At 58.4% G+C, this 12,886-nt stretch carries 11 protein-coding genes and 2 tRNA genes; 9 read left to right on the top strand and 4 right to left on the bottom strand.

Features of this window, described 5'->3' with window-relative positions:
• Positions 1–2: 2 nt before the first annotated feature.
• Together QP978_RS05255 and QP978_RS05250 are read left to right on the top strand one after the other, a co-directional pair.
• Positions 3–899 (top strand): carbohydrate ABC transporter permease, encoded by an 897-nt coding sequence (locus tag QP978_RS05255; protein ID WP_070862949.1) that lies wholly within the window; start codon positions 3–5, stop codon positions 897–899.
• Positions 900–1,014: 115 nt separating this feature from the next.
• Complete coding sequence (locus QP978_RS05250) at positions 1,015–1,647, top strand: MusI family membrane protein (protein ID WP_049189607.1); 633 nt, start codon at positions 1,015–1,017, stop codon at positions 1,645–1,647.
• 78 nt (positions 1,648–1,725) lie between these two features.
• Here the strand turns inward: QP978_RS05250 and QP978_RS05245 are convergent, their stop codons facing one another.
• Positions 1,726–2,730, bottom strand: coding sequence for a PfkB family carbohydrate kinase (locus tag QP978_RS05245; RefSeq protein WP_070429154.1), 1,005 nt, complete (start codon positions 2,728–2,730; stop codon positions 1,726–1,728).
• Between the two features lie 94 nt (positions 2,731–2,824).
• On the opposite strand from QP978_RS05245, the gene QP978_RS05240 reads away from it, so the two are divergent.
• Positions 2,825–3,391, top strand: coding sequence for a thymidine kinase (locus QP978_RS05240; RefSeq protein ID WP_048732776.1), 567 nt, complete (start codon positions 2,825–2,827; stop codon positions 3,389–3,391).
• A gap of 20 nt (positions 3,392–3,411) precedes the next feature.
• Here the strand turns inward: QP978_RS05240 and QP978_RS05235 are convergent.
• A tRNA-Ile gene (locus QP978_RS05235) sits at positions 3,412–3,485 on the bottom strand.
• Between the two features lie 257 nt (positions 3,486–3,742).
• Here QP978_RS05235 and QP978_RS05230 point away from each other — a divergent pair.
• The 4 genes from QP978_RS05230 to QP978_RS05215 all read left to right on the top strand — a co-directional run bounded on the left by QP978_RS05230 (position 3,743) and on the right by QP978_RS05215 (position 8,842).
• Entirely contained in the window at positions 3,743–5,386 is a 1,644-nt protein-coding gene (locus QP978_RS05230) for a DHA2 family efflux MFS transporter permease subunit (RefSeq protein ID WP_083295715.1), read from the top strand.
• Between the two features lie 317 nt (positions 5,387–5,703).
• The gene (locus QP978_RS05225) at positions 5,704–7,086 is read left to right on the top strand and encodes a dicarboxylate/amino acid:cation symporter (RefSeq protein ID WP_284856921.1); all 1,383 of its coding nucleotides are present in this window, start codon (positions 5,704–5,706) and stop codon (positions 7,084–7,086) included.
• Between the two features lie 10 nt (positions 7,087–7,096).
• Positions 7,097–7,951, top strand: a complete 855-nt coding sequence (locus tag QP978_RS05220) for a serine hydrolase domain-containing protein (protein WP_049170149.1) — start codon at positions 7,097–7,099, stop codon at positions 7,949–7,951.
• Between the two features lie 267 nt (positions 7,952–8,218).
• Positions 8,219–8,842 carry a DUF3145 family protein gene (locus QP978_RS05215; RefSeq protein WP_284856920.1) on the top strand — a complete coding sequence of 208 codons (624 nt, stop codon included), beginning with the start codon at positions 8,219–8,221 and terminating at the stop codon, positions 8,840–8,842.
• Here QP978_RS05215 and QP978_RS05210 read toward each other — a convergent pair.
• Together QP978_RS05210 and aceE are read right to left on the bottom strand one after the other, a co-directional pair.
• Positions 8,818–9,183: an acyl carrier protein gene (locus tag QP978_RS05210; protein ID WP_284856918.1), complete on the bottom strand. Its 366-nt coding sequence runs from the start codon at positions 9,181–9,183 to the stop codon at positions 8,818–8,820. The two genes, QP978_RS05215 and QP978_RS05210, sit on opposite strands and share 25 nt — an antisense overlap.
• Positions 9,183–11,939 (bottom strand): pyruvate dehydrogenase (acetyl-transferring), homodimeric type, encoded by a 2,757-nt coding sequence (gene aceE / locus QP978_RS05205; protein ID WP_284856917.1) that lies wholly within the window; start codon positions 11,937–11,939, stop codon positions 9,183–9,185. Before aceE ends, QP978_RS05210 begins: the two co-directional genes overlap by 1 nt.
• 277 nt (positions 11,940–12,216) lie before the next feature.
• Between aceE and QP978_RS05200 the strand changes: the two genes are divergently transcribed.
• Both QP978_RS05200 and QP978_RS05195 read left to right on the top strand, forming a co-directional pair.
• A complete protein-coding gene (locus QP978_RS05200; RefSeq protein ID WP_005511050.1) occupies positions 12,217–12,627 on the top strand; it encodes a DUF3052 domain-containing protein in 411 nt (136 codons plus the stop codon).
• Between the two features lie 123 nt (positions 12,628–12,750).
• Positions 12,751–12,822 (top strand) — tRNA-Val (locus tag QP978_RS05195).
• The last annotated feature ends 64 nt before the right edge of the window (positions 12,823–12,886 follow it).

Genomic DNA, 12,886 nt, shown 5'->3' with positions numbered 1-12,886 from the left:
CAATGACCACTGAAACGGCCACCAAGCTCCCAAAGACCAAGCCCGCTAAGCAGGACGAGGCCAAGGTGGGAGGCGTATCTAAGGTCATCATCTACGCGATTCTGGTGTTTTTGACCGTCGTGTTCTTGGGGCCAATCGCGTTCATTATCTTCAACTCGTTCAAGTCCAAGTTCGCAATTTCAGATAACCCCTTCCAGCTGCCACTAGGTGACATGTGGGTCGGGTTCGAAAACTACGCCGTCGGCCTGATGAAGGAGGGCTTCGGCTGGGCGATCGTGTGGTCCTTTGTAATCACGATCCTCTCGGTTATTGCGATTGTGTTCTTCTCTGCGATGACGGCTTACTACATCACGCGAGTGAAGACGTGGTGGACCTCGCTGCTGTATTACCTGTTTGTGTTCTCGATGGTCATCCCGTTCCAGATGGTGATGTTCCCGACCGTCAAGATCGCCGACATGCTGCATTTGAACAACCCAATCGGCATCGTGGTTCTCTACTTGGGCTTTGGCTCCGGCTTGTCGGTCTTCATGTTTGCAGGCTTCATCAAGTCCATCCCGATTGACATCGAGGAAGCCGCGATGATTGATGGCGCATCTCCGATGCAGAACTACTTCCGCATCGTTTTGCCCATGCTCAAGCCGACTGCAGTGACAGTCGCCATTCTGAACGCAATGTGGGTATGGAACGACTACCTGCTGCCGTACCTGGTCATCGGCCTGTCCACTAAGTACAAGACCATCCCGGTTGTCGTGCAGAGCTTCGTTGGCTCCAACGGTAACCGTGACCTTGGCGCGATGATGGCAATGCTGGTGCTCGCAATCATTCCGATTGTGATCTTCTACGTCGCCACCCAGAAGCACATTATCGAGGGTGTTGCTGCGGGTGCCGTTAAGGGATAGCTGCCTAAGCGTTAGCGCATAGGGCACCAAGCACCGCGTTTTACGAAAGCGAAAGCCTCAACCGCGTAGGTTGAGGCTTTCGTCTGTTAATCAGCCTTTATTAGGATATGAACCCGTGGATAGATTTTTCAGCACCGATACAAAGTTCTACGCAGCCTGGTCGCTGTTAGCAGACCTTGTAATCATCAACCTGCTGATGATCGTCGCATCCATCCCGATAGTCACTGCAGGCGCCGCAACTCGCGCTGGGGTAGTGGTCGCTCGCGACATGGTCCGTGACGAAGGCTCAAGGCCCGTACGGCGCTTCTTGCGCGCACTGTTGGACAATTGGCGCACACCAACCGTGTGGTGGCTATTCACCTTGGTTCTCGCCAGTGGCATTGGCTATGAGTTTTACGTTATCTCCCGCGCGGACCTCGGCACTGTCGGCCTGATCTTCGCCGCAGGAGTTACCTCCGGGGCGCTAATCCTGCTGGGAATTACCGCGTGGGTCTACTCGCTGTGCTCGCTTTCCGACGGTCAGTCGTCGCTACGCCGAACCCTGGCAACGGCCACCAGCATGACCGTCAAAAACCTGCCGCGGACTGCGCTCGCAGTTTTGGCGCTTCTCATCGTGCCCGCGGCCATATTCTTTTTCCCGGCGAAAATCTACGCGATTGCTACCTATGTCTTCCTCATCGGGTACGCGTTGAGTTGGTACTTGGTGATGCTGGCGCTTGAGCCCGTTCTGCCAGACAATGCTGGGTAGGTTCTCCCGCTGGCCCCACTGGCCCGGCTGGCACTGACTTAATCGGTGCCAGCTCGCACACCAGGCTGTTGACAATTCTTAGCCCGCGTACTCTTTCACAGAGGGAAAATCCTCCGCCTCGACCATCTCCAGCAGTTTTTCGCGACGTGCAAAAGCGGAGCATGCGCCGACCGCCTGTACAGCTGCTGCGCCTGCTGCGGTGGCCAGGGGTACGGCGTCGTAAAGCGAGGTGCCCTTAGCCAGTTCCGCGGTGAGCGTGCCGACGAACGCATCACCGGAGCCAGTGCCGTCGACAATCTTCTCCTCTGGCAGCTTGAGCGCGGGGTGCTCGTAGATTGTCGGCTCGTCGTCGAGACCGTCGGAGTGCTGTGCGAAGAGACAGCCGTGGTCGCCGCGGAGCATGACGACGCTGGGGCAGTACTGCAGAAGCGCCTCGAGCTGTGCGCGGTAGTCGGTAGCGCGGATGCCCTCGGCGATGTCCAGGCGACGGATTGTTTCCCAGGCGCCCTTCATGTTGACGATCAGCGGATCTGCATGGTCAATCAGGGCAGGTGTAACGGTTACGACCGGATTGAGGTTCAGCACCAGTCGCGCGCTGTACATGGATGCGACGGACGCGATGGCCTCAGTTGCTTCCGGGAGGAGCTCGCCCTGCGCGAGCACGACATCCGCTGATGCGAACTCGTCGACGAAATCGGTGGGGTCCGTCAGTGCGTCGGCACCACGCTGGACAAAAATCACCGGGCGACCCTTGCGGTTCGTTGCGACGAAAGCGCTGCCGGTCGGCAAATCCCAGGAAGTCTGAATGGAGTGGACATCTACGCCGTGTGCGTTGAGTTCCTCGACCACGAAATCCGCTGCGCGATCCTCACCAACCGTACCGGCCATAATCGCACGGACACCGTTATAAGCGATAGCAACGGCCTGGTTGGCGCCCTTGCCGCCCAGCATATTAGTGCCGTCATCAACGATGAGCGTGCCACCTTCTGCGGGTACGCTATCGACCTGTACCAGGGTATCTAGGTGGATAGATCCACATACAACAACTGTTGGATTCTCATTCAGGTCAGGAATCGGCTGCATAAAAATATAGGATAGTCGGGAATTCAAATCCGTGTTGGCGGCCCGAGTTTACAGCCGTCAGAGCCCGCGAATCGATGCCCTACAATCGATGGCTATGGCAAAACTGTACTTCCGCTACGGAACCATGAACAGCGGAAAATCCATCGAGGTCCTCCGCGTCGCCCACAACTACCGCGAGCGCGATATGCGGCCGTTGATCGCCAAGCCGGCCGTGGATACTTTGGCTGACGGCGACGTGCACTCTCGCATCGGCATCGCGGAACGCGCACACCTCATCCACGATGGCGATGACCTCTCCTCGCTTGCCGACGGCTACGATTGTCTAATCATCGATGAGGCACAGTTTCTTACCCCTGACCAGGTCGATCAGTTGCTGGGAATTACCCTTCGCGGTACTCCGGTGCTCTGCTACGGTCTGCGTACCGACTTTCGCACGCATGCCTTCCCAGGCTCCCAGCGCTTGCTCGAAGTTGCCCACACCATTGAGGAAATCAAGACAATTTGCACCTGTGGGCAGAAGGCCATCTTTACTGCACGGTTGAATCCGGACGGCAGCATTATCCTCGACGGCGAAACCGTGGAAATTGAGGCACTCGAAGCGCCGAAGTACATCTCCCTATGCGCCAGCTGCTACAACCGGATGTCGGGTAAATGGGCGTGAGTAGAGCCCAGAGTTTTTAGTGCCCCCACCAGGGCTCGAACCTGGGACAAAAGGATTATGAGTCCTCTGCTCTAACCGACTGAGCTATAGGGGCAAGGATTGGGCATTGTGAAGTGACAATTAAGCACTATGAACCAGTGCCCAAAACCTCATAGCATCATAGCAATCTGCCACCGTGCGGTGATAAAAGCCCTATACCCAGCGGGTTCGGCTGCCATTGCGTGGGTTCAATGAAGCTAAGTGTTTCCGTGTCGACGAAGGTAATCCCCGTTCTCAACGAAGCTGATCTTTCCGCAAAGTTACGACTTTCGGTTGATGAATCAGCCCTAGGACACTTCTAGCATTAATCCTATGAGTACAAAACCTTCCTTGAGCAGCGCCGACGTCTCAGTCGACGCACAAACCGGTGCCACAGCGAAAGCGAAGGGCACCCCCGTCATGGCAATCGCCAACGAGGATCAGATTGCTGAGTTCGGGGCCTCGCCACAGCGGTGGTGGGGGTTGCTCGTGCTCGCGGTTGGCCTCGGCATGATTGTCCTGGACGGCACCATCGTTGGTGTTTCATTGCCGACCATCATTTCGGAGCTGGGCCTTGACATCGTGGGCGCGCAGTGGATTACCACGATCTACTCGGTCGTTTTCGCCGCACTACTCCTGACCTCTGGCCGCGCTGGCGACCGCTTCGGCCGTCGAACGCTTTTTCTCGTCGGTCTGGTCATCTTCACGGTCGGCTCCGTCGTGGCCGCACTTTCCACAGCCTTGGCGCCACTGGTCATTGCCCGCGTCATCCAAGGCATTGGTGGCGCGTGCATTCTGCCATCAACACTGTCCAGCGTGAACGCACTATTCCGTGATAAAGATCGTGCCACCGCATTCGGCATCTGGGGTGCGGTCATGTCTGGTGCTGCAGCAGTCGGCCCACTCCTGGGTGGCGTGCTTACGCAGTTTGCTGGTTGGGAAGCTATCTTCTGGGTCAACGTGCCCATCGCCGTCGTGCTTTTCGTCCTTGCGCTGCGCTGGGTGCCGAACACCGCAGGCGATACCAATGGCGCGGGTCGCTTCGATGTCCTTGGCCTGGTGTTGTCTGGAATTGGCTTTGGTGCCGTGGTCTTCGGCATCATTCAAGGCGCCAAGATAGGGTTTGCTTTTCCCTCCGCACCCGTCGTCACGCTCTTAGTTGGTGCGGTGGTGCTTGTCGCTTTCGTGCTGTGGGAAAACAGTCGTCGGAAGAACGCGGATCCTGCGCTGTTGGACGTGTCGATGTTCTCCTACGCCACGTTCAGCTGGGGGAATACCACGGCGATGCTTGTCGCGGTGGGTGAGTTCGCGCTGGTCTTCGTGCTGCCGCTCTACCTGGTGTCGGCGATTGGCTTATCGACGATCGCAACCGGCCTGGTCCTGGCAGCAATGGCTCTCGGTGCGTTCTTCGCAGGTGCCATGGCGCGTCATCTGGCAGCTCGGATTACCCCGGCCGGTGTGGTGATTGTGGGCCTTGGTCTCGAGGTCTTTGGTTCGCTGCAGTTGGCGGCCGAAGAGCGCGTTGACCTGCCGCTGTGGCTGGTTGTGTTTGCATTGATTGTCTACGGTCTGGGTCTTGGTCTGGCATCGGCGCAGCTGACCTCGTTGGTGCTTGGTGATATTCCGGTGCGGCTGTCGGGGCAGGCATCGGCAACGCAGTCGACGATTCGGCAGATTGGTTCGGCGCTCGGTGCTGCGCTCGGTGGTATGGCGCTGACGATTGGGCTGGATCGTGAGATCGCGAAGCTGTCGCCGGGCCTGGAGCAGATGGGGCAGGGGCTGAAGGATTCCGCTGGCTCGATGCTGATTGGTCTGCGTGCGCAGGGTGCTCCCGACGGTGTGTTGGTGCCGCTGACAAATGCGTTTGCACATGCCACGCAGTTTGCGCTGTATTCCGCTGTCGGCGCGTTGACTATTGGCTTCCTCTGCTCGCTGAAGGTACTGCAGTTGCGCAGGCAGGCTGAGAAATCGAATTAGCGATGTGGAATATTCGGGTGAGGGGCCGTGTTGGAAATTGGTGTCACAACATCAATCGTGGCAGTCTTATCGTTTGTCTCTTAACCGGACTTGCTAGATAGAAATGACCAACATGAAAATGCTCACAAAGCGGCGTTGGCTCGATTACGGCCGAATCTCCACTTCCTCCTGTCGCTAAACACTTCGGAGCTTCCGCCTCGCTGCGCCTGTCTCTTCGAGGCTGAGCTCAGCGGCCTCGGATCCCGTCGCGCGCATTTGTCAGACGGCATAAGGCGCGGCACAAGTGTTTTCAGAGAAAGAAATATCCAGGAGGAAAAGTGAATAAATTTAAATGGGCGACCGGCTTCGGTGCCCAAGTTGTCTATGGCCTGATTATTGGTCTCATTTTGGGCTTCATGGCCCGCAGTACTGGCGATGACTCCTCGTTGCGCACAGCGCTCGACGAGGTCGGCAGTACCTACGTCACGCTGTTGAAGCTGCTCATCCCACCGCTGGTGGTCACCGCAGTCGTAGTGTCGATTGCCAACCTGCGTCAGGTCGCAGGTGCAGCCAAGCTGGCTGTTTCGACGCTGATTTGGTTTGCCATTACATCCTTTGTATCGGTGGTTATCGCCATCGTGCTGGGCTTGGTCATCAAGCCAGGCGTTAACTCTGGCGTGGATGCCTCGGCAGCTCAGGAGCCGAGTTCCGTGGGCTCCTGGTGGGGATTCCTGCAGAGCATCGTCCCGCAGAACTTCCTCGGCCTTGGCGTGAAGATCAGCGAATCTGACGGTGCTGTATCCGGCTCGCTGAACTTCAACGTCCTGCAGCTGCTGGTCATCGCGATTGTCTTCGGTGTCGCCGCAGTGAAGGTTGGCCCGAAGGCTGAGCCATTCATCGAGTTTTCCGGCTCTCTTTTGACCATCGTGCAGAAGGTCCTGTGGTGGGTCATCCGTCTGGCACCAATTGGTACCGCAGCCCTCATCGGCCACGCCGTCGCTGAGTATGGCTGGGAAGCGCTCGGCAGCCTGGGCAAGTTCGCCATTGCCATCTACATTGGTCTGTTCCTGGTCATCGCAGTTGTGTACCCAGTTGTGCTGAAGATTCATGGCATTAGCCCAATCGACTTCTTCCGTCGCGTCTGGCCAGTGACCTCGCTCGGCTTCTTCACCCGTTCGTCTATGGGCGTCATGCCGGTCACTGAGCGCGTTGTCTCCCGTCGTCTGGCAGTACCGGATGAGTACGCCTCCTTCGCCGTACCGCTGGGCGCCACCACGAAGATGGATGGTTGCGCCGCCATTTACCCGGCTATCGCGGCTATCTTCGTCTCGCAGTTCTACGGTGTGTCGTTGGACTTCACGGACTACCTGCTCATCATCTTCGTCTCCGTCATCGGTTCGGCTGCAACTGCTGGCACCACCGGCGCTACTGTCATGCTGACCCTGACTCTGTCGACCCTTGGCCTGCCACTCGCCGGTGTCGGCCTCCTGCTGGCTGTCGAGCCGATCGTGGATATGGGCCGCACTGCGGTGAACGTTACCGGTCAGGCCGTGGTCCCGTTGGTCGTCGCAAAGCGTGCGGGAATCTGGGATAAGGACGAGTGGGACGCCAGCGCCAACGCCGACCTGTCGCCAGCCGACGAGTCGGACGACGAGTCTGCAGACGCGCCTGCTGAGAAGTCCGATTCCGCCGAAAAGTCCGAGTCCGCCACGCTTGCGTAGTCTTGAGGACATGACTTCTTGGAAGCCCTCTGTTCTAGCGCAAGTTGACCAGTGGCCAGTCGACGCGACCGCAGCTGCCGTGCGTGCCGACGATGGCAGTTGGCACACCCACGGTGATAGTGGCCGAGTTTTTGAACTGGCCAGTGTGACCAAGCTGTTGGCGGCCGTGGGAATGCTTGTGGCCGTCGAAGAGGGTGCGCTGGAGCTCAATCAAGAGCTCACGCCACCCGGTCGTGGTGCGACTGTGCGTCACCTACTGGCGCACGCCGGCGGGGTGGGGTTTGCCAGCCGTGAGCTGGAAAAAGAGCCAGGGGAGCGGCGTATTTACTCCTCCGCGGGTTTTGACATCATCGCCGATGTAATCGCCGCGGAGGCAGACATGCCGTTTAGTGAATACCTGCGCCAGGCTGTGTTTGAGCCGCTAGGGATGGCGGATTCCGTGCTGGATGGATCGGCAGGGCATGGCGCGCGTAGCAGCGTCGCTAATCTCATGGCCTTCGTCGATGAGATTCTCGCCCCGACTCTTCTGCATCCCGATACCGTGACCGAAGCGTTGACGGTGCAGTTCCCGGGCCTGAATGGTGTTGTGCCTGGCTATGGTATGCAACGTCCGGCCGATTGGGGCCTGGGCTTTGAAATCTTCGGGCACCCCGATTCCAAGCAGGGGCTGTGGTTTGGTGCCTCGATGCCCAAGGATGTCGCAGGCCATTTTGGGCAAGCGGGCACATTCCTGTGGCTGCATCGTCCAACCGGACGGGCGGCAATCGCGCTGACCGACCGAGATTTCGGCGAGTGGGCAAAGCCTCTATGGGCCGACTTCAACGACGAACTCTGGAGTGAGCTGGAAGAACACGCTGAGGATTAAGGGGATGTGGAGTAAGCCGGCGTCGCTTGCGGCGCCGATTTTTCGTCTCAGCGTTAAATCACATCTGGGGGATTAAGGACAACTTGAGGGTTGCCAGCAGCCGTCTCGGAAATAACAATCATAAACACGTGCAACGTAAACCTCAGAAGTGTTGTTTTACCGCAGTGCTTTTTCTGCAGTGTGGCAAGTGTCGTTGGATGAGTTCGTAGGGGAAGACGAATCTCGTCTTACACCAATTGACCGCAACTTTTCCGAGGACCTTCGTCTATGCGCACCCAACTTTCAGGCGTTCTGTGGATTCACAGCATGCCAGGGCCGCTGCAACCACACATCACGTGGGCGCTGGCCCGACTCAGCATGCCCGATGGCACTAAGCCAGGCCGGGATATTTGGCGTGCGACCGACCAGGATGCCACTTTGTGCGCCGAGGTGCCTTTCACTGCAAGTGCTGACACCATCGCCACACTGGTGGACAACCTGGCTAGGTGGCCGCGCCTCTATTTCGAGCTGGCGCAAGACCCAGCCGTGGATGATGACGGCTACGCCATCGACGGTATGCGCTACTGCCATACCCCGCAGCTGGGGACTTTCGCCGGACAGACCGATGCCGCCGGAAACATCGTGGTCAACGAAGACGCACTGCGTTCCATCATGGCGCGCGGCGGCGATATCAAAGGTGCCCTCGACGCGGCCATCGGTGGGCCGTGGGACCGCGTGTTAGAGCCGATGCGCATGATGACGGCAGGCTACGCCCCCGAAGACTGCTTTACGACGTCCACCCCTGCCGGGACCGACAGTGCCAGCGGCAACTCGACCGCCGGCAATGCAGACCTCGGTTGGGTAGAGGCAGCTAACGTGCTGCAGCTCTACCCGCGCCGGGCGGCGATGTAGTCAACTACATCGCCAAGGGTCTTAAACGAGGGAATGTCCTCGTCCTCAATGCGAACTCCCAGCTCTTCCTCGCAGCGGACGGCCAACTCTACGACGCTCAAGCGGTCAAAGCCGTAGTCGGTCAGCGAAGTGGAGAGCTCCAGGGACTCCACCTCGTCGTTAGCCATCTTTTTGACGATTGCCGCGACCTCGCCGTGAAGACCTGCGGGCAGGTCAGCGTCGGCGGAACCCTTCTTCGAGCCCGCGTTCGCTGCATTGGGCGAGGCATCGTCAGCGTCACCGGCGCCGGTGACCTGTGTGCCCAGTAGGGCGCTAAGCTGATCTCCAAGGCTAGAGGTCATTATTCAGCGTCCTGAGTGGTTGCGGTTGGGTCGGTAATCTGCAGCTCTTCGGCTGCTTCCTGGGCGACACTCTTGTCGAGCTTGCCAGCGCGTGCCAGTGCGGCCAGGGCCGCAACAGCGACTGACTCGCCGTCGGAGTTGAAGTAGCGGCGAGCGGCCGGACGGGTATCCGAGAAGCCGTAGCCGTCGGTGCCGAGGACGGTGTAGTCCCCCGGAACCCACTTGCGAATCTGCTCCGGGACCGCACGCTGGAAGTCAGTCACTGCGATGAATGGCCCATCGGTGTCGGACAGCTGGCGGGTTACGAAGGCGTCTTCGACCTCTTCAGCCGGGTTGTGCAGACGCTCAGTGTCACGCTCGTGTCCATCGCGAGCCAGCTCATTCCACGACGTCACCGAGTAAATCGAGGAAGCCACGCCGTAGTCTTCCAGGATGTCTGCGGCACGCAGCGCCTCCTGCATGCCAATGCCGGAAGCCAGCAGGTTGACATGCTTGTCGCCCTCGGCCTTGCGGAAGCGGTAGATACCGCCAAGCAGCCCCTCGACATCGAGATCTTCTGGGACAGCCGGCTGCGAAGTCGGCTCATTGTAGATAGTCAGGTAGTAAATGACATCTTCGCCGCGCTCCGGGCCGTACATGCGGTCGATGCCATCGCAGACGATGTAAGCAATCTCGTAGCCGAATGCTGGGTCGTAGGAGACCACGGACGGGTTCGTAGCTGCCAGCAGCTGGGAGTGACCGTCCATGTGCTGCAGGCCTTCACCTGTCAGCGTCGTGCGGCCAGCTGTCGCCCCGAGCAGGAAGCCGCGGGACATTTGGTCACCAGCGGCCCAAATGGAGTCAGCCGTGCGCTGGAAACCGAACATCGAGTAGAAGATGTAGAGCGGAATCATGGCCACGCCATGGGTGGCGTACGCCGAGCCGACAGCGGTAAACGACCCCACAGAGCCCGCCTCGGAAATGCCCTCGTGCAGAATCTGACCGTCCTTCGCTTCCTTGTAGGACAGCATCAGTTCATGGTCGACCGGAGTGTAGTTCTGGCCGTGCGGGTTGTAGATCTTCAGCGTCGGGAACCAGGAGTCCATGCCGAAGGTGCGGGCCTCATCAGGGATGATAGGCACGAAGCGGTCCTTGAGATCCTTATCGCGCATCAGGTCCCTGAAAACACGCACCGTCGCCATAGTGGTGGCAACCTTTTGCTTACCTGATCCCTTGAGGAGGTTTTTCAGGGTTTCCGGCTTTGGCGTTGTCAGTGGTTCGTAGCTAGTGCGACGCTCCGGCACGAAACCGCCGAGTTCCTTGCGGCGCTCCAGCATGTACTGCACTTCCTCGGACTCTGGGCCCGGGTTGTAGTACGGCGGCAGGTAAGGATCCTTCTCCAGCTCCTCGTCGGAGATCGGAATGCGCTGGTTATCGCGGAAAAGCTTCAGATCATCGAGCGTCAGCTTCTTCATCTGGTGGGTCGCGTTGCGGCCCTCGAAGTTATGGCCGAGGCCATAGCCCTTAACCGTGTGCGCCAGAATGACGGTCGGCTGATCCTTGGTCTCCAAGGCCTTCTTGTAGGCAGCGTAAATCTTGCGGTAGTCGTGGCCACCGCGACGGAGGTTCCAAATCTCCTCGTCGGTCATGTCCTCGACCAGCTTGGCAGTGCGCGGGTCACGGCCGAAGAAGTGCTCGCGCACCCAAGCACCGTCGTTAGCCTTCAGTGTCTGGTAATCGCCATCGCAGAACTTATTCATCAGGTCGACTAGTGCGCCGTCCTTGTCCTTAGCGAAGAGCTCGTCCCACTCGCGGCCCCAAACGACCTTGATGACATTCCAACCAGCGCCGCGGAAGAACGACTCCAGCTCCTGGATGATGCTGGTGTTGCCGCGCACCGGACCGTCGAGGCGTTGCAGGTTACAGTTAATGACGAATGTCAGGTTATCCAGGTTGTTCAGCGCCGCATGCTGAATGGCGCCACGAGATTCCGGCTCGTCCATTTCGCCGTCACCGAGGAAGGCCCAAACGTGCTGCTGGGAGGTGTCCTTGATGCCGCGGTCATGCAGGTAGCGGTTGAAGCGTGCCTGGTAGATGGCGTTGAGCGGACCAAGGCCCATGGACACCGTCGGGAACTCCCAGAATTCTGGCATGCCATGCGGGTGCGGGTAGGAGGGAAGGCCATTGCCCTCGCCGAGGGAGACTTCCTGACGGAAACCGTCGAGGTCCTCTTCGGTCAGACGCCCCTCTAGGAATGCGCGGGCGTACATACCCGGCGAAGCGTGGCCCTGGAAGAAGACGTGGTCACCGCCGCCTGGGTGGTCTTTGCCGCGGAAGAAGTGGTTAAAGCCGACCTCGTAAAGCGGGGCGGCGCCCGCATAGGTGGAGATATGTCCGCCCACGCCGATACCCGGACGCTGTGCGCGATGGACCATAATTGCCGCATTCCAACGGATCCACTTGCGGTAGCGGCGCTCAATGTCCTCATCGCCAGGGAATTCCGGCTCCATCTCAGTCGGGATGGTGTTGACGAGGTCTGTCGAAGTCAGTGGCGGTAGAGCTACGCGCTTTGCCGTGGCACGTTCCAGCAGCCGCAACATGAGGAAGCGTGCGCGCTCCGGACCTGCCTCTTCTAACAGGCCGTCGAGAGACTCAAGCCACTCCTTGGTCTCTTCAGGATCTGCATCCGTGAGATAGGAGGCGACCCCATCGCGAATAAGGGCAAAGTTTGACTCATCAGAGTGGGCTTGTGGCGTACCCGACGAGGTATCGGACATTGTGAGCTCCTTTCAGTCCCTGAAGGAAAGGCAAAGGTTATTTTTCTCCACTCTACGTCTGAATCGTTTGTTGTGCCCCTAGCCGTTTCTTGCACACGCTTTCACCGAACAATCCGCTCCGCTTTACGACGAACATTGCGAAGAACACTGCGAAAACTGCACCTTTTTGGGGAAATTCTTATTTTGCAGCTGTGAAAAATGTATTTGAGCGGTAAAATTTCTCCACATAGCTCGAAAAATCGAGCTGAATATTTTTTTCTAGAGGAGGAAAAGGGAAGTGGTCAACGCCACAGGCGCTGCTCATGAATATGCGAGCAGGCTCGGCATCAAGGAAGGTCAGCTAGTCCAGGAGGTTGGCTGGGATACAGACTGTGACTCAGCAATCAGTGAGTCGGTCGAGAATTTCCTGGATGCAGACCTGCTCGACGAAGACACGGATGAAGTTGTCGACGTCGTATTGCTGTGGTGGCGTGAAGAAGACGGCGACTTGGTCGATGGTCTTGTGGATGCTTCCCGCCCTTTGGAGGATGAAGGTCGCGTTTGGCTACTCACGCCGGGCGCTGGTCAGCCGGGTGCCATTGATCCTGGCGTGATTGACGAGTCCGCACAGCTGGCAGGTTTCTCCAACACCTCGGCGCTCCGGCTGGGGGATTGGCAGGGCAATTGCCTGGTGCAGCGCTCTAGTTAGCCGGCTTTAGCTGTCTCGTTTGAATCGGCTACTAGCTGAGCTGTTGAAACAATCTACATAAACGCTGTTTGTAGTGCGCAATTGGCAATCTATGTTTGCCGTGTGTTAGAGTTTCGCAGCAGCGCGGCGATAGCTCAGCGGTAGAGCTCTGGTTTTACACACCAGCGGTCGGGGGTTCGAAACCCTCTCGCCGCACAGACATAATCCGCCCGGATTCTTGTAATGGAGAATCCGGGCGGATTTTGTTTGTGCTAAACTT

Origin of the sequence: Corynebacterium sp. MSK035 (assembly GCF_030232615.1) — a bacterium.
GTDB classification, from domain to species: domain Bacteria; phylum Actinomycetota; class Actinomycetes; order Mycobacteriales; family Mycobacteriaceae; genus Corynebacterium; species Corynebacterium jeikeium_D.
This window is presented reverse-complemented; position numbering and strand designations above follow the sequence as displayed.